This window comes from Planktotalea sp., assembly GCF_049680325.1.
Classification (GTDB): domain Bacteria; phylum Pseudomonadota; class Alphaproteobacteria; order Rhodobacterales; family Rhodobacteraceae; genus Planktotalea.
In genome coordinates this window covers 1-18,819 of the sequence record NZ_JBAUHO010000202.1, presented here as the reverse complement: position 1 = coordinate 18,819, position 18,819 = coordinate 1, and the positions used below count along the sequence as shown (strand labels likewise).

The following is an 18,819-nucleotide window of genomic DNA, read 5'->3' as shown; positions in this document are numbered from 1 at the left end:
GCGCAAAGAGGTGCCGCGTTGGTCGATTTGGGCTTTGAGCGGCCTAACGCACTTGTAGAGATAATGCCTGAGGGTTCCGTTTCACGACGGTCATTCGAACGAATGCTATGTTCCTGTCGTCAGCGCGCGGCTCGAACTTGCGGGTTATCTTCGTGACCTTGCGCTGTTATCGATGTTGCAATCGATAGTAAGCTTCGAGGCTGTGATCTGGTCAAACTCGCCGTTTTGGATCTGGTTAAAGATGATCGTGTTCGCGAGCGGGTATCGGTGATCCAAAGCAAAACCAAGAAACCGGTTCAGTACGAACTGACCAAAAACACGAGGGAAACAGTGATTGCGTGGGTGCGATCAGGCTTGCGCACATGCGAGAGAAAGCCGCGTCAGCAATAGCCTCGCCTGCATAAAGCCGCTTCGTCCCGCAAAGCCGTCATTCGCGAAAAACTACCAACGCTCGCCTAAGCCATCCCGCCCTCGATCAAACCTTTGGCGAGTTTTGCATAGGCCTGCGCCATATCCCCGTCCCCTGCTGCTATGGGGGTGCCGCTATCGCCAGCCAGGCGGGTTTCAAGGTCAATCGGAAGCGCGCCAAGCAAGGGCAGGTTCAGGCGCTCCGCTTCGGCAGCGACGCCGCCTTGGCCAAAGATCGCATGTTCGGAGCCGCAATCGGGGCATTTGAACATCGACATATTCTCGATCAGGCCCAACACAGGGGTTTTCAGGGTCGCGAACATATCCAGGGCTTTACGCGCATCCAGCAGCGCCACATCCTGCGGGGTGCTCACAACGATTGCGCCCGTAACCTGTGTGCGCTGGCAGAGCGTCAGTTGCACATCCCCTGTGCCCGGTGGCAGATCGACAATGAGAACGTCCAGTTCGCCCCATTCCACCTGCCCCAGCATTTGCTGGAGCGCACCCATAAGCATAGGGCCGCGCCAGACGATGGCCTTGTCCGGGTCCATCATAAGGCCGATCGACATCATCGTAACACCATGCGCTTTAAGCGGAATGATGGTTTTGCCGTCAGGGCTGGCAGGGCGTTTGTTCACCCCCATCATGCGCGGCTGCGAGGGACCGTAAATATCCGCGTCCAAAAGACCGACGCGCCGACCCTGCTTGGCCAGCGCAACTGCAAGGTTGGACGAGACAGTCGATTTGCCAACGCCGCCCTTGCCAGAGCCAACAGCCAGAATGCGATCAACGCCTGAAACCTTGGCCGGCCCGCCCTCTTGCGGTTTGGGGTGGCCGCCGATTTTCAGGCTGGGCGGCGGCGCTTTGGGCGCAGCGGGGCCATGGGCCGTAAGTGCGGCAGACACACTGCGTGATCCTGCGACTGCGGCAACGGCGGCTTCGGCGGCCTTGCGCAAGGGTTCCATCTGCTGGGCAATCGCGGGGCTTGGCGCTTCGATGACGAAGCGCACGGAAGCATCGTCCACAGAAAGTGCGCGGATCATATCGCGGCTAATCAAGTCGCCACCATCAGGCAAGGCTAAGCGTGCGAGTGCGGCGCGAATATCTGTCTCTAACTGGCTCATGTGTTCACTCCATTAGGCTTGCACTATACCTCGCAGCTTTGCGCGCAGGTGCAAGGCTTTGAAGTGAAGTTTTCAAACTGCCCAAGAAAAAGGCAAACGATTACCGAAAGTTAACCCAACGTCGCGTATGCAGTTTCTGCATAGCAGCATTGCCAAAAGGGATATTGTGCAAGTGCAGCATTGGCTCCATATTCAGTTCAACAGCAAGCAACACTGCTTTGCGAAACGGTTAAATGAGTAGGAAAATGCAAATGGCATTCTTTACAGAGACACTAACAAACAACGCCACGTTCGGCGACAAGCTGGCAGCAATCTGGCAGGGCGTTAAAGACGCTCGCATGAAACGCGCAGTTTTCAACCAGACACTCAACGAGCTGAGCAGCCTGTCCACACGTGAGTTGAACGATCTGGGCCTTAGCCGCTCGATGATCCGCCGCATTGCATATGAGGCCGCCTATCAGGCGTAACAAGAGATAGAACACAGCCGGCTTTCTCCTCCCAGATTGGCCAGCTGTTTCTGGCGGTGGCACGCTCCTCCCTGTGTCCCCGCCCAAAATACGGCCCCAAAGGCCAGAGATAGCAAGTTACTCTCTCCTCCTCCCTTGAGAGGCTTGTTAAAAAGAACGGCGATGTGTCCTCCCACACATCGCCGTTTTCTTTTGTCCAATCGCCTGTTCGGGCAATTCCATTCCAAAGTTAATGCAGAACACGCCGCCGTGCGCGCGCGCCGCCCCGGCGAACGGGGTCTGGCAATGCGCAGCTTGCAACACGCAAATGCGCAATGAAGAGTTGAGCGGCGGTCGCAGGCTCGGGGATCGCATCCAGATGCACCAACGCGCGTTTGGCTTCGCGACGTGCACTGCTGCTGAGTGGCAGGCTTAGCGCCCATTCAAGAAAGCCTGCATTGGCAGCATCGCGGCTGGCCGCGCCTTCCCCGTCAAAATCCTGTAGTGCTTGAAAAATCTGTTTCGCGCTCATTGCTTCTCCTTGCCCACACCCCGGGGCGCTAAATGTTAAGCGAAACGGGGAAGGCAGAAGAGAACAGGCTATGAGAAGCAGCGCATGTCTCGCCTGCTCCGCCGCCCGCGGTTTCGGTCATCACACCAAGGCTGGTTTCCGGGCTTGGAGCGAGTGGAGCGCATGTGCCTCCGTGTTTCGACCCCTTCCCAAAGCTCGATCAGCCTCAGTGGATATGCCAAAACTCTCGCCCACACCGTTGCGGGGGCAGCGCTGGATTTCCACCAGCTTCCCAATTCTCCGAAGGCATCACACCTTCAGCACCTTGATGGGGTTAGACTAGCCAAACAAGCAGGGCTTACACAACAGCTTCTTGCGCCGTCATTGCGCTTAAAAGCGGCTTTTCGTTGCGCATGTGGCGCGCGATCAGTTGTTTTTGCTGAACCCGCTCTGGAATCAGCCGAGCCGGTTTCATCTTGCGGGCTTTACGCGCCAGTTGGGGGAAAAGCGTTAACACCTCACCGCGCGCATCCGGATTAAGCGCGGCAATGGCTTCGCGCCCTGTATAAAAGCTTTCCGCAGGTGCCCCTTCAGCAAAGACGACATTATGGCGATCGAAGACCAGATGATAATAATTCAGCGATTCCAGACTGTCGTCCACATAGATCCCGGGTAGGTCGGTCAGTCTGATTGCAGCGATGAGTACGTTTTGATTGCCAAACATTCGCGCAGCAATCGCAGAGCTGACCTGCATGCGATGCTGGCGCGATACCAGCAAATCGCGTTTTGGCAGCCCGTTGCCAAGCGCGCCGCCGCAGATACGAACGGGGCGCAGATTGTCGTGAGAGGCCATTTGATCCGCGCTGACGGGACTGAGAAGATTAAGGCGCAGCGGTGCGAAACCGCCATCAGCGAGCGCAATGCGCGCGCCGGGTTCTAGCGTCTCAACGGCGCGCAAGCCTTGATCTGTTTCGATCAACGTACCCTCGCCAAAGCAAACGATAGAAGAATAGGTCCAGCCGGTGGTGTGGCTTTGATAGCCCCCGAGTGTCGCGCCAACTGTGAACGCAGAACCGGGCGCAGGTACGAAGTACCAGCCAGCGGGCGAAGCCGTCGTATAAAAGAAGTAAAACGTTTCTACTTGGCTAGCGCCGCCCCCTAGAGGTGTAAAGCTCACGTTGATTGCGTAGGGCGCGCTTGTCGTCGAGCCCGCTGCGCCGCCATTGATTGATACAGTTTCACCACCATCACCGCTCCCTTGGTAATTAGGATCGTTGTCGGTCAAAACAGCAGTATAGGATGTGTTGTAGACGGAATTGTAACCCGTTCCCGTCCAACGAAATGCTTCGACTGTATAGGTAGGCATACCGCTATCCTAGCTTCGAGCCGAACGAATTTTGGCTTTCCGCTCTAGATCAAGCGCGCGAAACAAAAGTCGCTTGCCTTGCCCAGAAAGCTGAAACCCGATCGCGCCTGTTCCGAGGTCTTTTTCCGCGCCAAGTACATCGCGCGCATCTGGCGCATGGCTATGTTCAGAACGCAGACGTTGGGAAAACGCCTTTGAGCGTGCTTCTAGTATTTTCGCGCTATTGCCCATTAACCAACCCCTGATGTGGCAGGCACAGACCTACCGCAAAACGATAAAAATTTGCGCAGATGTGCTGCGCTGTCTCAATTTATAGCTTGGCAAACTGCTCGATCTGCCGCCCAAAGTATGGTGCCGCTTGTGCGGCACTCTCATTTTTCCAAGGCATGTTGCCCTGTTTCGGACAGGATACTCTATTTTTTTAGTTTTTCAAAATGCATTGTAAACAATGCCTCTATTAGATGTGGCAAAATCACATCGCAAGGCGAGTACCAATCAACCTAAACACGTATTTTCCTGTCTATTGGCTTAGAATGGAATGTCATCTACCGCGTCTGCGGGCGTCACAAAGCGCGAAACGACCTTCTTGTTACCCGCTTTTTCAAAGGCAATCTCAAGCTTGTCACCTTCGATGCCAATGACAGCGCCATAACCGAACTTCTGATGGAACACGCGCTCGCCCATGGAAAAGCTGGAATTCGCGGTCATATCAATGATGATGTTCTTGGCTTCCGAGGGCTGTCCAACAGGGCGTTGATCCTTGCGCGCTTGCAAGCGCTTCCAGCCGGGGGAATTGTAGACATCCGCCTCTTTCACACGGGTTTCAAGATCAGAGCGCCCCGATCCTGCCAGACCGCCGCCCATGCCAGCCGCGCCGTAGCTACCGCCATAAAGGCCGGGCGGTGTCAGCACGTCCACATGAGCCTCGGGCAATTCGTCGATAAAGCGCGAGGGCAGCGCATTTTGCCATTGCCCGAACACCATGCGATTGGCAGCAAAGGAGATTGTGCAAAGCTCTTCAGCGCGGGTAATGCCCACATAGGCAAGGCGACGTTCCTCTTCGAGCCCTTTGAGGCCGCTTTCATCCATTGAACGCTGCGAGGGGAACAATCCGTCCTCCCACCCGGGCAGGAAAACCGCCGGAAATTCGAGCCCCTTGGCCCCGTGTAGTGTCATGATCGAAACTTTCGCGCCCTGATCGTCCTGCGAATTGTCCATTATCAGGCTTACGTGCTCAAGAAACCCTTGCAGGTTTTCGAATTGCTCCAGCGCCTTCACCAATTCCTTGAGGTTTTCAAGCCGCCCCGGCCCTTCGGGTGTTTTGTCGTTCTGCCAATGGGTCGTATAGCCAGACTCGTCCAGAATGATTTGCGCCAGTTCGACATGGCCCGTTTCGGGGGGACCATATTCAATGCGTTCGGTGATGGGCCCACTGAAAGGACCATCCTCGTCCAGAACGGCGTCTTCCTCTATTGTCACGGCAAGACGCGGCCCGCGCGTCATCGCAGACCAGCGATCAATCCCTTCGACCAGCTTTGCCAGTTCTGCACCGCCCTTGCCGCCGATCTCTTTGGTTTCCACGCAAATGCGCGCGCCCTCGACCAAACTGACACCGTTCGCGCGCGCGGCGATCTGGATTTTCTGCTGCGCCTTATCGCCAAGCCCGCGTTTGGGGGTGTTTACAATCCGCTCGAACGCGAGATCATCATCGGGCGAGGTCACAACGCGGAAATAGGCCATCGCATCGCGGATTTCCATGCGCTCATAGAAACGCGGACCGCCAATGACGCGGTAGGGCAAGCCGATGGTGAGAAAGCGATCCTCGAAGGCGCGCATCTGGTGCGAAGCGCGCACGAGGATGGCCATTTCGTCCAAGGATATCGGGCGCATACCCCGCGCCCCGCCTTGCATGGCCTCAACCTCTTCGCCAATCCAGCGCGCTTCTTCTTCGCCGTCCCAATGGCCGATCAGGCGGACCTTTTCGCCCTCCTCGGACGCGGTCCACAGATCTTTGCCAAGGCGCCCCTCGTTGCCTGCGATCACATTGGACGCGGCGGCCAGAATATGCGGGGTCGAGCGGTAATTCTGCTCAAGGCGGACGACCTTGGCCCCCGGAAAATCCTTTTCAAAGCGCAGGATATTGCCCACTTCCGCGCCGCGCCAGCCATAGATCGACTGGTCATCATCCCCGACGCAGCAGATGTTCTTGTGCCCGCCGGCCAGCAATCGCAGCCAGAGATATTGCGCGACGTTGGTATCCTGATACTCGTCCACCAGAATATAGCGGAACCAGCGTTGATATTGCTGGAGCACGTCCTCATGCGTCTGGAAGATCTGCACCACATGGAGCAATAGATCGCCGAAATCGACGGCGTTCAGCTCGATCAGACGCTTTTGATACATCTCATAGAACTCGGTGCCGCGGTTGTTGAACGCGCTGGCATCCGCGCTTGGCACCTTTTCAGGGGTCAATGCGCGGTTTTTCCAACCGTCAATCAGGTTCGCCAGCATGCGCGCAGGCCAGCGTTTGTCGTCGATGCTTTCGGCGCGCAAAAGCTGTTTCAGCAAACGCAGCTGATCGTCTGTGTCCAGAATGGTAAAGTTGCTTTTCAGCCCGACCAATTCCGCATGGCGACGCAACAATTTCACACAGATCGCATGAAACGTGCCGAGCCATGGCATCCCTTCAATCGGTTGACCAAGCATGCCGCCAACGCGGATCTTCATTTCGCGCGCGGCTTTGTTGGTGAAGGTCACCGCCAGAATTTCATTCGGACGTGCGCGGCCTGTGTTCATCAGATGCACAATGCGCGTCGTCAGGGCTTTGGTTTTACCCGTCCCCGCCCCTGCAAGCATCAAGACAGGGCCATCCAATGCCTCGACCGCCTCGCGCTGCGCGGGGTTAAGGCCATCCAGATAAGGCGCAGGTCGTCCTGCAACCTGCCCCATGGCCCGTTGGCTTAGCGATGCGCCTTCAAAGGCGTCGTTTTCGTCATAACTGCTCATGGCGGTAACCCTAGCGCGGAATCGTGGTCAGGAAAAGAGAGGTTCGCGCTCTGTTCTACATTCTTTAGTGGACAAATCCAGCGCTTCAAAGACAAATGCGGGCCATGAACTTGCATAGTAAATATCCCGCAATCTCTGATCTGCGCCAAGCGGCGCAGCGTCGTATACCGCATTTCGTTTGGGAATATCTGGACAGCGCGACAGGCACAGAAGCCACCAAAGCGCGCAATCGCGCGAAACTGGATGAGATTCTGATGATGCCCTCGATCCTGCATGGAGAGTTTGAGGCAGACCTTTCCACAAGCTTGCTGGGCCGCAAGATGCCCCTGCCCTTTGGCATTGCGCCCGTTGGAATGTCAGGATTGATATGGCCCAATGCCGAACGCATTCTCGCACAAAGCGCGGCGGAACTGGATGTTCCTTACACGCTATCCACAGTTGCGACGCGCACGCCCGAAGAAGTTGCTGACGTGCTTGGCGCGCAAGGCTGGTTCCAGATGTATCCGCCCCGCGATGAGGGCATTCGCACCGACATGCTGAACCGCGCCAAGGCGGCGGGGTTTCACACTTTGGTTTTGACCGTTGATGTTCCCGTTGCCTCGCGCCGCGAGCGCCAGTTGCGCGGTGGATTGCAACAGCCACCAAAACTGACCCCGCGCCTGCTGGCACAGGTGGCGCGCTGCCCTGCATGGGCGCTTGGGACCGCCCGCCTTGGCATGCCGCGTATGCGCTTGATGGACAGCTATCTGGATCACGTTGCGGGGCAAACCGAAGGGCTAAGCAGCACGGCGCATGTGGGCTACCTGCTGCGGACCTCGCCCGATTGGGAATATGTGCAATGGCTGCGCGACAACTGGGAGGGGCATTTCATTGTAAAAGGCGTGTTGAATGCCGAAGATGCCCCGCGCCTCGAGGGCGCTGGCGTCGATGCGATCTGGCTCTCCAATCATGCAGGCCGTCAGTTCGATGCGGCCCCTGCCGCAATTGAAGTCCTACCCCAGATGCGCGCTGCAACTTCGTTGCCATTGATCTATGATAGCGCCATCAGTGGCGGACTTGATATCTTGCGCGCACTCGCTTTGGGAGCTGATTTTGTGATGATGGGACGTGCTTGGCACTATGCCCTTGGCGCTTTGGGCGCTGCCGGGCCTGCACATTTAGCGGCGATACTACGCGCGGATATGGTTGCAAATATGGGGCAAATTGGCGCGAAGGACCTAAGCACACTTTCCAAAAAGCTCTACACCGACTAATGCTTGCCATCAGTGGTATATTTATTTTACCACTAGCGGCATTCTATGCCCACTCCTACAAGTATCGCGCTGGCTCGCAGCGCTAAAGAAACAAATATCTGCTGAACGATCAGGACATCTGCCATGACCGAATTTCGCAAAATCCTCATAGCCAATCGCGGTGAAATCGCCATCCGTATCATGCGGGCCGCCAATGAGATGGGTAAAAAGACGGTCGCCGTCTATGCCGAAGAAGACAAACTGGGCCTGCACCGCTTCAAAGCGGACGAAGCCTATCGCATTGGCGAGGGCATGGGGCCAGTCGCGGCCTATCTGTCTATTGACGAGATTATTCGCGTAGCAAAGCTGTCGGGCGCGGATGCAATCCACCCGGGGTATGGCCTTCTTTCGGAAAACCCCGATTTCGTAGATGCCTGCGATGCCGCCGGCATTACCTTTATCGGCCCAAAGGCCGCAACGATGCGCGCCTTGGGCGACAAAGCGTCTGCCCGCCGCGTGGCAATTGAAGCGGGCGTGCCGGTCATTCCTGCGACAGAAGTTCTGGGCGATGATATCGGCGCCATCAAAGCAGAGGCAAAAGACGTCGGCTATCCATTGATGCTAAAGGCCTCATGGGGCGGCGGTGGTCGCGGAATGCGCCCGATCTTTTCTGAGGCCGAGGTCGAAGAAAAAGTGCTTGAAGGTCGCCGCGAGGCCGAAGCCGCCTTTGGCAACGGCGAGGGCTATCTGGAAAAGATGATTACCCGCGCACGCCACGTCGAGGTGCAAATCCTTGGCGACAGTCATGGCGGCATGTACCATCTGTTCGAACGCGATTGTTCGGTCCAGCGGCGCAACCAAAAGGTCGTCGAGCGCGCCCCTGCCCCCTACCTGAGCGACGCACAACGCACAGAAATTTGTGAACTTGGCCGCAAGATTTGCGCCCACGTGAATTACGAATGTGCAGGCACCGTTGAATTCCTGATGGATATGGACAGCGGCAAATTCTATTTCATCGAAGTCAACCCGCGTGTGCAGGTTGAACATACCGTCACGGAAGAAGTGACTGGCATCGACATTGTGCAAGCCCAGATCAAGATCGCTGAGGGCAAAACCATTGCCGAGGCGACAGGTAAAGCCAACCAGAGCGACATCTATCTGAATGGTCACGCGCTTCAAACGCGGATCACGACGGAAGATCCGCAGAACAACTTTATCCCCGATTATGGCCGTATCACGGCCTATCGCTCTGCCACCGGCATGGGCATTCGCCTTGATGGCGGCACCGCCTATTCGGGCGGCGTGATTACGCGTTATTACGATTCCTTGCTGGTGAAGGTCACTGCACATGCGCAAACCCCCGAGGCAGCGATTGCCCGTATGGACCGCGCCCTGCGCGAATTCCGTATTCGCGGCGTCAGCACCAACATTGCCTTTGTCGAAAACCTGCTGAAACATCCGACGTTCCTGAGCAACGAATACACGACGACATTTATCGACAACACGCCGGGCCTGTTTGATTTCACCAAACGCCGCGACCGCGCCACCAAGATCCTGACGTATATCGCGGACATAACTGTGAACGGGCACCCCGAAACGACTGGACGCCCTGCCCCTGCCGCAGAGATCAAAGCGCCGCGCCCGCCAGCGGTGCGCGCCGAGCAAGCCCCCTACGGCACCAAGACCCTTTTGGATGAAAAAGGACCACAGGCTGTTGCGGATTGGATGGCCGCGCAAAAGCGTCTGTTACTGACAGACACAACCATGCGCGACGGGCATCAGTCCTTGCTTGCCACGCGCATGCGTTCGATTGACATGATTAAGGCCGCACCCGCCTATGCGTCCAACCTTGCACCGCTGTTTTCGGTCGAGTGCTGGGGCGGCGCGACATTCGATGTAGCCTACCGTTTCTTGCAGGAATGCCCTTGGCAGCGCTTGCGCGATCTGCGCGCCGCCATGCCAAATGTGATGACGCAGATGTTGCTGCGCGCCTCTAACGGCGTGGGTTACACGAACTATCCTGACAATGTGGTGCAGGAATTTGTCCGTCAGGCGGCAGAAACAGGCGTCGATGTGTTCCGCGTGTTCGACAGTCTGAACTGGGTTGAAAACATGCGTGTCGCAATGGACGCAGTGGTCGAAGCGAACAAGGTTTGCGAAGGCACCATCTGCTACACGGGCGATATTCTGGACCCTGCACGCGCTAAATATGATCTGAATTATTACGTCAGCATGGGTAAAGAGCTGAAGGCGGCCGGTGCCCATGTTTTGGGACTGAAAGATATGGCGGGTCTTCTCAAACCTGCTGCGGCCCGCGTATTGGTTAAGGCACTAAAGGAAGAGGTCGGCCTGCCGATCCATTTCCACACCCATGACACCTCTGGCATTGCGGGTGCGACGATCCTTGCCGCTGCCGAAGCGGGCGTGGATGCGGCCGATGCGGCGATGGACGCGTTTTCCGGCGGCACCTCACAGGCCTGCCTTGGCTCTATCGTCGAGGCGCTGCGTCATACAGAACGCGATACCGGGCTGGATATCGACGCCGTGCGCGAGATGTCCGATTATTGGGAGCAGGTACGCGCGCAATACATTGCCTTTGAAAGCGGTCTCGCGGCCCCTGCTTCGGAAGTCTACCTGCACGAAATGCCCGGTGGACAGTTCACCAACCTCAAGGCGCAGGCGCGCTCGCTTGGTCTGGAAGAACGCTGGCCCGAAGTGGCGCGCACCTATGCGGATGTGAACCAGATGTTCGGCGATATCGTGAAGGTGACACCGTCCTCCAAAGTGGTGGGCGATATGGCCCTGATGATGGTGTCGCAGGGCTTGACCCGCGCCCAGGTTGAAGACGCCGACACAGATGTCGCCTTCCCTGATAGCGTCATCGACATGATGCGCGGCAACCTTGGCCAGCCTCCCGGTGGCTTTCCAAGTGGAATTGTTTCCAAGGTTCTAAAGGGCGATGCGCCTAATCTGGAGCGCCCCGGAAAATCGCTGCCCCCTGTTGATCTTGAGGGCGAGCGCAAGAAATTGTCAGAGCTTCTGGACGGGCGCGAGGTCGATGACGAGGATCTGAATGGCTATCTGATGTATCCCAAGGTCTTTCTTGACTACATGGGTCGCCACCGCATTTATGGCCCCGTGCGCACCCTTCCGACGCGCACGTTCTTTTACGGCATGGAGTCAGGCGAAGAGATCAGCGCAGAGATTGATCCTGGCAAGACGCTGGAAATTCGCCTGCAAGCCGTCGGCGAAACACTGGAAGACGGCGATGTGAAGGTCTTCTTCGAGCTAAACGGCCAGCCCCGCGTTGTTCGCATTGCGAACCGTGCGGTCAAAGCCGCGACAGCAGCGCGCCCCAAGGCAGATGTCACCAACGAAAACCATGTTGGCGCACCAATGCCCGGCGTTGTCGCAACGGTCACAGCTGTTGCTGGCAGCAAAGTGAAAGAAGGCGATCTGCTGCTGACCATCGAAGCGATGAAGATGGAAACGGGCATCCACGCCGAACGCGATGCGATCATCAAGGCCGTGCATGTGACAGCAGGTGCGCAGATCGATGCGAAGGACTTGCTGGTCGAACTGGAGTAAACCCGCTTGAAACGCAACCGTTGCGTGTTAACCTTTGTTAAGAGGTTACAATGCAACGGTTGTTTTCGGGTCTTGGCTATGTGTTCTTCGCAGTCTTTGCGATAAACGCGTTGTTGCCAGACGACGCCCCTGTGACAAAAGAATTCACGCCACATGCGATCGACAGTCCGCTTTTGAAGTTGGACGAGGGTAAATCCGCGCTACTTGACGATGCAGCAAGACCTATTGCGTTAAAGCAACCTGCGGAACCTGTTGAAAAACCGAACGCACGCACGATCCCCAGATATCTATATGTAACGGCGAACAGTCTGAATGTGCGCAGCGGGCCAGCGCAGTCAAACAAACGTATTGGCGCCCTGACACGCGGTGCAAAAGTCGCTGTGATCGAGCAAAGTGGCGGCTGGACACGCATCAATGGATCACGCGATGGCACCGCTGTGTCAGGTTGGGTATCCAGCAAATACATATCCGCTTTGGCACCTAAAGCTACGCCAGTTGCCCCCAAGAAAACAGTGCGAAGCGTAGCCACGCCGAGCAGCCGTGACATCACGATGGCGCGCAAAGCGATCATCCGTCAGAGCATTGCCGCATACCCCGGAAGCTGCCCGTGTGACTATAATCATGATCGCGCTGGACGACGCTGTGGCAAGCGCAGTGCTTGGTCACGACGAGGTGGCTATGCGCCGCTTTGCTATGATAGCGATGTCACGCAAGCCCACCTTAAAAGCTATTTCGCACGGCGACGATGAAGGATGGAATCGAGCGCCCTTTCAGGGCGCACAGGTTTGGCGCTAACGCGCGGATTGAGGCTCTGCCTCAAACTCCGGAGTTTATTCGGCAAAATGAAGGTTACTGTAGCAATGCCGCGGCAGCCCTTTTATGTTTGGTTTTTTGTTGAGGGAGTAAGCCGATGCTGGCTGTAACATCTATCTATGCGGGGCTTATTGCCTTGATTTTTATTATACTTAGCCTGCGTGTGATCCGCTATCGGCGCGGGAACAGGATTTCTTTGGGCGATGCGGGGGATATCAGCCTGTTGAAGCGAATGCGCGCCCATGCCAATTGCGCTGAATACGCGCCAATAGGATTGTTGCTATTGGCTTTGGTTGAGCTTTCGACAGCTCCTGTTCTGGCCGTGCATATTCTCGGGGCAATGCTGTTGATTGGTCGCGCCCTGCATGCCTGGGGGTTTTCCGCGTCGCCGCCTGTCATGGGCGCGCGTGTTCTGGGAACGGTTTTGACGCTTTCAATGATCCTGCTGAGCGCATTGGGTTTAGTCTTTCATGGCCTGTTCTAGCGTTCAGATGAAGCGCATAAAAAAAATGTCGAATTGAGTTACTTTTCCTCTTGCGGGCGCGCCGCCGCAGGCCTAAATACGCCCTACCAAACGGTGCGGGCGTAGCTCAGGGGTAGAGCATAACCTTGCCAAGGTTAGGGTCGGGCGTTCGAATCGCCTCGCCCGCTCCAATTTGGATCAGCCCACCCAGCTGATACGGCAAGGCCTCCTTCGGGAGGCCTTTCGTCGTTTTGAGGTCTTGCAACACATTGAACGCGCAATGAAAAAGCCCGCGCAAGGCGCGAGCTCGGGGGAACTTATCGAGTGTCCACGTGGCTTGTTAGTGGGTCCAGGATCCGCGGCGGCCTGTTGCGAAGTTTTCGCCGTATCCGCCAGCGCGAATATTCGCTTTGCGTTTATTCGGTTCGCGAACGGTGGCCTCGATCCCATGCGCTTGTGCGTAGGCAAGCGCCGCCTCTTTGCTTTCAAAGCGCAGTTTAACCTGTGACTGGGTATCATCCGAAGAGGTCCAGCCCATCAACGGATCAACCTCACGCGATGAATTCGGCGCATGTTCCAAAATCCACGTATGTGTCTTGCCTTGACCGGATTGCATGGCGTTGCGTGAAGGTTGGTAAATACGTGCTTGCATGGTGGGCTCCTTTGAAACCTTGCTCGTTATCGGAAAATTCCCCCGAAGGAGCAAGCTGGAAATTGCATCAAATCGAGCGAATGCGGCCATCAAACCCGCCGCTGCGCCTTGAAGCGATCCAGAGGTTGTTTTGATTGCGGTATAGAAAGCACGCGCAAGGTTTGGAAATCCAAGCACAATAACAACTGTCAAAAGACTACAGTTTCGTCGTTGCCAGGGCACCGCCCCTTGAACAAGAACAAAAAGCGATCAAATGTAGGGTAATCCCGAATAGCGAGTCGCCCATGCCCGATGTCCACACAGACAGTATGCCCGTTTTGATGAATGCCCCGTCTAAAGCGGTAAAAGAGCGTGAGAAACTTGAGGGCGGCATAGCCTTTAAAATGCACACGGATTTTGAGCCTGCGGGCGATCAGCCGACTGCGATCAAAGAGCTCTGCGAGGGTATCCGAGCGGGCGAGCGCGATCAGGTTTTGCTGGGAGCGACGGGGACCGGCAAGACCTTCACCATGGCGAAAATGATTGAGGAAACTCAAAGGCCTGCGATCATTCTGGCCCCGAACAAGACGCTCGCGGCGCAATTGTTCGGCGAGTTCAAAGGCTTTTTTCCTGACAACTCGGTTGAGTATTTCGTCAGCTTTTATGACTACTATCAGCCCGAAGCCTATGTCGCGCGCTCGGACACTTATATCGAAAAAGAGAGCCAGATTAACGAGCAGATCGACCGCATGCGCCACTCTGCGACGCGTGCACTGCTTGAACGGGACGATGTGATTATCATCGCCTCTGTATCGTGCATTTACGGTATTGGCTCGGTTGAGACATATGGCGCGATGACGCTCGATCTGGAGGTTGGGAAGACCTACGATCAACGCGCGGTTATGGCCGATTTGGTGGCGCAGCAATACAAACGCAATGATGCGGCCTTTGCGCGTGGTTCATTCCGTGTGCGCGGCGACAGTTTGGAAATATTCCCTGCCCACCTTGAAGATCGCGCATGGCGGTTGTCCTTCTTCGGTGAGGAGCTGGAAAACATCACCGAATTCGATCCGCTGACGGGCGAAAAGAAGGACACGATGGAGCGGATTCGTGTTTATGCGAATTCACACTACGTGACACCCAAGCCGACGATGAACCAAGCCGTGCAAAGCATTAAGAAAGAGCTGCGCACAAGGCTTGACCAACTGGTCAACGATGGAAAGTTGTTAGAGGCGCAGCGCCTTGAGCAGCGCACGAACTTTGATCTTGAAATGTTGGAAGCGACGGGTGTGTGCAACGGCATTGAAAACTATTCGCGTTATCTAACAGGCCGCGCACCGGGCGAGCCGCCCCCCACGTTGTTCGAATTCATTCCTGACAATGCCATTGTTTTTGCTGACGAAAGCCATGTGTCTGTGCCGCAAATCGGCGCGATGTATAAGGGCGACTATCGGCGCAAGTTTACGTTGGCGGAACATGGTTTCCGCCTGCCCTCTTGCATGGACAACCGACCTTTGAAGTTCGAAGAATGGGATGCGATGCGTCCGCAATCCGTCTTTGTCTCGGCCACCCCGTCCAAATGGGAGATGGAGCAAACGGGCGGCGTCTTCACCGAACAGGTTATTCGCCCGACCGGCCTGCTTGATCCGATGGTCGAAATCCGCCCAGTTGATATGCAAGTGGATGATTTGCTTGACGAAGTGCGGAAAGTCACCGCCGCAGGTTTTCGCACCTTGGTGACCACGCTCACCAAACGTATGGCGGAAGATCTAACTGAATATCTGCACGAGCAAGGGATCAAAGTGCGCTATATGCACAGCGATATCGACACGATCGAGCGGATCGAAATCCTGCGTGACTTCCGCCTTGGGGCGTTTGATGTGTTGATCGGTATCAACCTGCTGCGCGAAGGTCTGGACATTCCCGAATGCGGGTTGGTTGCTATTCTGGATGCGGATAAAGAGGGCTTTTTGCGATCGGAAACTTCGCTGATCCAAACCATTGGCCGCGCCGCGCGTAACGCCGAGGGGCGCGTGATTATGTATGCGGACCGCATCACAGGTTCGATGGAGCGCGCGCTGGGTGAAACCGACCGCCGCCGCGCCAAGCAGATTGCCTATAACGAGCTGCATGGCATTACTCCTGCAACCGTGAAGAAGAACGTCGAGGATGTGCTGGCGGGGCTCTATAAGGGCGATGTCGATATGAACCGCGTCACAGCCAGGATCGACAAGCCGCTCGCTGGGGCAAACCTTGCTGCGGTTCTGGATGGGCTGCGCACGGATATGCGCAAGGCTGCCGAGAATTTGGAGTTTGAAGAGGCCGCGCGCTTGCGTGATGAGGTGAAGCGGTTGGAAGCCGTTGATCTAGCGATCTCCGATGACCCTTTGGCGCGCCAATCGGTGATTGAGGACGCGGTGAGTGAAGCGACCAAGATGTCTGGTCGCTCGACTGCGGGTCGCCCTGGACAACGCGGCGGGGTTAAGCCGCGGCGAAAACGAGGCGGATAATCGAAATCTGCTTTCGTTAACTCGACATTAACGCTGTGTTCGCATGCTGAGGCTATGCGAAACCGACTTTCACCTCTGACGCCCGAAGTGTGGCTGAACGATATTTTCTCATCCAAAGCAGTTATGCAGGGCGCTGTGATAAGACGAAAAGCGCGCGACATCGAGCGCTTTGCAGGAATGGATCTCTTCATGCGGGAAATCCATCGGCGCGGATTTCGCGTCGCTGAAAATTCGGGCCATTTCATTATCTTTTGCAACCGCGCGCCCGTCAGCTGGCTGACCGACGCGCCGGAAACGCTTTCTTTGAAAGAAAGCGGGTCGAAATCCTTTAAGGATTTCGGAGTTTAGCCGCAGCTCAAGTTTTGAACCAACCCTGCATCATCAACCGCGATATTCATGCGGTCTGGCAAATGATCTGTCGTCACGACATCCCCGGGCCAAATCGTGCGGTATGTCAGCGTCAAAGGCAGGACAGCTGCATTGATGTCGGTTCCGATCAGGTTGCTGAACTGAGACTTGGGACATGTCTCTGGAGAATTCGAATGTTGCTCCTTAGCAGGAACACAGGCAGCAAGCGCAACGACAAGCAAGATACAAAACCGTTTCATACAACCGGCACCAACGGCACACCGCAGCTTGCCAAAGCAAGCGCAGCACTCCTCCACATTAACCATTTAAACATTCGGCTCTCCTTGTAGTCCTAAAACTTTACGAAATCCCGTCCAATAGGCTGGCAGTTTTGGCGGTGCCTTCATTTCCGGAATCGCCTCCTCTGCCCAGCGCGGCATCGCACGGCGGGCAAAATCCTGTCCCCATGCCAAAAAAGCATCGCTGTCGTTCGGACGCAAGCGACAGGCGCTCCCCACAAGGCCGACCAGCGTCTCAGGCGCGGAATACCATTCGTCCTGAATGCCGGTGACCTTCTTTTGCAAGAACGGTCCGACCCAACGCATCAGGCGTTTGTCGGAGAATGTCAGCAGCATCTTTCCCATCTCGTCGCGGGAATAATGAATGAGCGGTGGGAAAGTATCAAAGAACAACGCGGTGCCATCTAGGTAAGCGAAATTGCGGATCGACGGGTGAAATCCGACCCGCCCGCTCACCTTGTCAGCATTATTCCAGAAGGTTGCGATCACCTGCCCTGCGGCTTCCATCATTTCAACAGCACCATCCAGATCAGCCGCGATGATTTGTGGCCGCATCATGCTATCTGCGGGCAGTGCTTCTTGCACAATGACAGGAATGCGCGCGCCGTCGATATCCAGCAGGTGAAATTCGGTTTCAGGCAGATCGACGCCAGTCAGCGCCAGTGCCGCGACATAGTCATCGTGGCATTGCGCCAAGCGCTCTAGCTCGGCCAGATTGCGCAACCCGCGATAAACCTTGATAACCTTGTCAGACAACGGCCCTGTAGAGGGGCGAAAAGGGGCGCAAAAATAGCCGAGCTTGCTGACGGCCTGCCCGCGCTCTGCGCTATCCGCGCGGATCAATCTTTCGAGTTCTTGCAAATCGCTCATGTACGGCCCTCTTGTTGTGCCCCACATATCGCGCCTTTGCTGCTATTGCCAGAAGCGCGCGTGATTAGCGTTAACCATTTATTCAGGTGGTTTGGACAAGCTACCACGATGTTGTATCGCTATGCGCCCATTAAGAACCTGTTGCTCCTAGTAGTATTCCTGTGCCTTATGGCAGCGCAAGCCTTTGCAGGCGCATGGCCCCGGGGCAAAGGTAACGCCTTCATTTCGTCTAGCGCCAGTCTGACCTGGCCCAAAGGGCGCGCGTTTGAGTACCCGGACATTTACGGAAGCGGATATGCGGAATACGGGCTAAGCCAGCGTGTTACGCTTGGGCTTGATCTGGGCAGCTCTGATGCCACGCGGCAAAGTCGCCTGAAAGCCATTGGATTCTTGCGATACACCCTTAGTGATCCCAACGCGCGCCATCAATTTGCAATGGACATAGGCGCTGGCAAACACCTTGGGGAAAATGTCATCCGCTTGGGGGCCTCTTATGGAACTGGCATTCAGCTTTTTTCGCGCCCGGGCTGGGTAGCCTTTGATGCCCACACACTCATAAATCCCAACATGAAGACCGCAACAAGCAGCGTGGATGCAACAATGGGGCTCAATCTGGAACACGGCAAACTTATTGGTTTGCTCTCGGCGCATGTGCCCTCAAACGGCGCTCGAACATATACGTTTACTCCGTCCTATGTTCGCAAGTTCGGGAAATCCCGTCACATCGAGCTTGGTGTTTCTTTTGATCTCTCTGGTGGACCAGACCCCGCGCTAAAGCTCGGGATCTGGCAAGAATTCTAACGTTAGCTATCCATGCGCGCGGTTATTTTGATCGCCCCGCGCACGTCTTTTTCCCAATCCACCTCGACGATATCGCCGTTACTCCCTGTTTGGGCGGTGATCCAGGGCGCAGTATATTGCGTCACGTTAGCAGGGGTTTTGATTTTACCGTGATGGATCACCGACGTTACCTGCTGGGCATTGCCACCAAATGGCAAACGCCCCGCGAAAGAGACATACCAGGTCTGGGCGTGGTTATTCTGGCTATGTTCCAAAGTCAGCGGGTTCTCGGTGCCTGTTACAACATTCAGGAACGTATTTCCGTTCATCAGAACATCACGCACCGACGACATGTTAAGCGAAGCAAACGTTGTATTGATACGCTCGACACGATCAATGGTTCCCTGTGTAGAACGGAACAAGT

Annotated in this window: 16 protein-coding genes, 1 tRNA gene, 2 pseudogenes and 1 riboswitch; of the genes and pseudogenes, 10 read left to right on the top strand and 9 right to left on the bottom strand. The window is 56.0% G+C overall.

The window, feature by feature from the left end; translation table 11 throughout:
- Positions 1-67 precede the first annotated feature (67 nt).
- A pseudogene (locus WBC85_RS09030) lies at positions 68-351 on the top strand (hypothetical protein); the annotation flags it as partial.
- 104 nt (positions 352-455) lie between these two features.
- Here the strand turns inward: WBC85_RS09030 and WBC85_RS09025 are convergent.
- Positions 456-1,532, bottom strand: coding sequence for a P-loop NTPase (locus WBC85_RS09025; protein WP_424435581.1), 1,077 nt, complete (start codon positions 1,530-1,532; stop codon positions 456-458).
- A gap of 251 nt (positions 1,533-1,783) precedes the next feature.
- Here WBC85_RS09025 and WBC85_RS09020 point away from each other — a divergent pair, with 251 nt between their 5' ends.
- Positions 1,784-1,999 (top strand): DUF1127 domain-containing protein, encoded by a 216-nt coding sequence (locus WBC85_RS09020; RefSeq protein ID WP_424435578.1) that lies wholly within the window; start codon positions 1,784-1,786, stop codon positions 1,997-1,999.
- Between the two features lie 229 nt (positions 2,000-2,228).
- On the opposite strand, the gene WBC85_RS09015 is transcribed toward WBC85_RS09020, so the two are convergent.
- The 4 genes from WBC85_RS09015 to WBC85_RS09000 all read right to left on the bottom strand — a co-directional run bounded on the left by WBC85_RS09015 (position 2,229) and on the right by WBC85_RS09000 (position 6,861).
- Positions 2,229-2,510 (bottom strand): hypothetical protein, encoded by a 282-nt coding sequence (locus WBC85_RS09015; protein WP_424435575.1) that lies wholly within the window; start codon positions 2,508-2,510, stop codon positions 2,229-2,231.
- Between the two features lie 112 nt (positions 2,511-2,622).
- Positions 2,623-2,832, bottom strand: a riboswitch (cobalamin riboswitch).
- A 15-nt stretch (positions 2,833-2,847) separates the two neighbouring features.
- On the bottom strand, positions 2,848-3,855 hold the full coding sequence (locus WBC85_RS09010; protein ID WP_424435572.1) for a Hint domain-containing protein: 1,008 nt from the start codon (positions 3,853-3,855) through the stop codon (positions 2,848-2,850).
- 9 nt (positions 3,856-3,864) lie between these two features.
- Complete coding sequence (locus WBC85_RS09005; protein ID WP_424435569.1) at positions 3,865-4,086, bottom strand: hypothetical protein; 222 nt, start codon at positions 4,084-4,086, stop codon at positions 3,865-3,867.
- 297 nt (positions 4,087-4,383) lie between these two features.
- Positions 4,384-6,861, bottom strand: coding sequence for an ATP-dependent helicase (locus WBC85_RS09000; RefSeq protein ID WP_424435566.1), 2,478 nt, complete (start codon positions 6,859-6,861; stop codon positions 4,384-4,386).
- Positions 6,862-6,956: 95 nt separating this feature from the next.
- On the opposite strand from WBC85_RS09000, the gene WBC85_RS08995 reads away from it, so the two are divergent.
- The 5 genes from WBC85_RS08995 (at position 6,957) to WBC85_RS08975 (ending at position 13,148) form a co-directional block, all read left to right on the top strand.
- Positions 6,957-8,114 (top strand): alpha-hydroxy acid oxidase, encoded by a 1,158-nt coding sequence (locus tag WBC85_RS08995; protein WP_424435563.1) that lies wholly within the window; start codon positions 6,957-6,959, stop codon positions 8,112-8,114.
- 123 nt (positions 8,115-8,237) lie between these two features.
- Entirely contained in the window at positions 8,238-11,681 is a 3,444-nt protein-coding gene (locus WBC85_RS08990; protein WP_424435560.1) for a pyruvate carboxylase, read from the top strand.
- Positions 11,682-11,731: 50 nt separating this feature from the next.
- The gene (locus WBC85_RS08985; protein ID WP_424435557.1) at positions 11,732-12,430 is read left to right on the top strand and encodes an SH3 domain-containing protein; all 699 of its coding nucleotides are present in this window, start codon (positions 11,732-11,734) and stop codon (positions 12,428-12,430) included.
- 161 nt (positions 12,431-12,591) lie between these two features.
- On the top strand, positions 12,592-12,978 hold the full coding sequence (locus WBC85_RS08980; RefSeq protein WP_424435554.1) for an MAPEG family protein: 387 nt from the start codon (positions 12,592-12,594) through the stop codon (positions 12,976-12,978).
- Positions 12,979-13,073: 95 nt separating this feature from the next.
- Positions 13,074-13,148 (top strand) — tRNA-Gly (locus WBC85_RS08975).
- Between the two features lie 149 nt (positions 13,149-13,297).
- Here WBC85_RS08975 and WBC85_RS08970 read toward each other — a convergent pair.
- On the bottom strand, positions 13,298-13,609 hold the full coding sequence (locus tag WBC85_RS08970; RefSeq protein WP_424435551.1) for an ETC complex I subunit: 312 nt from the start codon (positions 13,607-13,609) through the stop codon (positions 13,298-13,300).
- A 284-nt stretch (positions 13,610-13,893) separates the two neighbouring features.
- On the opposite strand from WBC85_RS08970, the gene uvrB reads away from it, so the two are divergent.
- Positions 13,894-16,098, top strand: a complete 2,205-nt coding sequence (gene uvrB, locus WBC85_RS08965) for an excinuclease ABC subunit UvrB (protein ID WP_424435548.1) — start codon at positions 13,894-13,896, stop codon at positions 16,096-16,098.
- Between the two features lie 54 nt (positions 16,099-16,152).
- Positions 16,153-16,446, top strand: coding sequence for an aspartate aminotransferase (locus WBC85_RS08960; protein ID WP_424435545.1), 294 nt, complete (start codon positions 16,153-16,155; stop codon positions 16,444-16,446).
- On the opposite strand, the gene WBC85_RS08955 is transcribed toward WBC85_RS08960, so the two are convergent.
- Both WBC85_RS08955 and WBC85_RS08950 read right to left on the bottom strand, forming a co-directional pair.
- Complete coding sequence (locus WBC85_RS08955) at positions 16,443-16,706, bottom strand: I78 family peptidase inhibitor (RefSeq protein WP_424435542.1); 264 nt, start codon at positions 16,704-16,706, stop codon at positions 16,443-16,445. The two genes, WBC85_RS08960 and WBC85_RS08955, sit on opposite strands and share 4 nt — an antisense overlap.
- Before the next feature lie 66 nt (positions 16,707-16,772).
- Positions 16,773-17,615: a DUF6206 family protein gene (locus tag WBC85_RS08950; RefSeq protein ID WP_424435539.1), complete on the bottom strand. Its 843-nt coding sequence runs from the start codon at positions 17,613-17,615 to the stop codon at positions 16,773-16,775.
- Between the two features lie 141 nt (positions 17,616-17,756).
- On the opposite strand from WBC85_RS08950, the gene WBC85_RS08945 reads away from it, so the two are divergent.
- Positions 17,757-18,416: a hypothetical protein gene (locus WBC85_RS08945; protein WP_424435536.1), complete on the top strand. Its 660-nt coding sequence runs from the start codon at positions 17,757-17,759 to the stop codon at positions 18,414-18,416.
- Positions 18,417-18,418: 2 nt separating this feature from the next.
- On the opposite strand, the pseudogene WBC85_RS08940 reads toward WBC85_RS08945, so the two are convergent.
- A pseudogene (locus WBC85_RS08940) lies at positions 18,419-18,819 on the bottom strand (right-handed parallel beta-helix repeat-containing protein); the annotation flags it as partial.

Excerpts from the sequence above, each read along its gene's own strand:
- WBC85_RS09025 (WP_424435581.1), bottom strand. The coding sequence starts at position 1,532 with ATGAGCCAGTTAGAGACAGATATTCGCGCCGCACTCGCACGCTTAGCC.
- WBC85_RS09020 (WP_424435578.1), top strand. The coding sequence starts at position 1,784 with ATGGCATTCTTTACAGAGACACTAACAAACAACGCCACGTTCGGCGAC.
- WBC85_RS09015 (WP_424435575.1), bottom strand. The coding sequence starts at position 2,510 with ATGAGCGCGAAACAGATTTTTCAAGCACTACAGGATTTTGACGGGGAA.
- WBC85_RS09010 (WP_424435572.1), bottom strand. The coding sequence starts at position 3,855 with ATGCCTACCTATACAGTCGAAGCATTTCGTTGGACGGGAACGGGTTAC.
- WBC85_RS09005 (WP_424435569.1), bottom strand. The coding sequence starts at position 4,086 with ATGGGCAATAGCGCGAAAATACTAGAAGCACGCTCAAAGGCGTTTTCC.
- WBC85_RS09000 (WP_424435566.1), bottom strand. The coding sequence starts at position 6,861 with ATGAGCAGTTATGACGAAAACGACGCCTTTGAAGGCGCATCGCTAAGC.
- WBC85_RS08995 (WP_424435563.1), top strand. The coding sequence starts at position 6,957 with ATGCGGGCCATGAACTTGCATAGTAAATATCCCGCAATCTCTGATCTG.
- WBC85_RS08990 (WP_424435560.1), top strand. The coding sequence starts at position 8,238 with ATGACCGAATTTCGCAAAATCCTCATAGCCAATCGCGGTGAAATCGCC.
- WBC85_RS08985 (WP_424435557.1), top strand. The coding sequence starts at position 11,732 with ATGCAACGGTTGTTTTCGGGTCTTGGCTATGTGTTCTTCGCAGTCTTT.
- WBC85_RS08980 (WP_424435554.1), top strand. The coding sequence starts at position 12,592 with ATGCTGGCTGTAACATCTATCTATGCGGGGCTTATTGCCTTGATTTTT.
- WBC85_RS08970 (WP_424435551.1), bottom strand. The coding sequence starts at position 13,609 with ATGCAAGCACGTATTTACCAACCTTCACGCAACGCCATGCAATCCGGT.
- uvrB (WP_424435548.1), top strand. The coding sequence starts at position 13,894 with ATGCCCGATGTCCACACAGACAGTATGCCCGTTTTGATGAATGCCCCG.
- WBC85_RS08960 (WP_424435545.1), top strand. The coding sequence starts at position 16,153 with ATGCGAAACCGACTTTCACCTCTGACGCCCGAAGTGTGGCTGAACGAT.
- WBC85_RS08955 (WP_424435542.1), bottom strand. The coding sequence starts at position 16,706 with ATGAAACGGTTTTGTATCTTGCTTGTCGTTGCGCTTGCTGCCTGTGTT.
- WBC85_RS08950 (WP_424435539.1), bottom strand. The coding sequence starts at position 17,615 with ATGAGCGATTTGCAAGAACTCGAAAGATTGATCCGCGCGGATAGCGCA.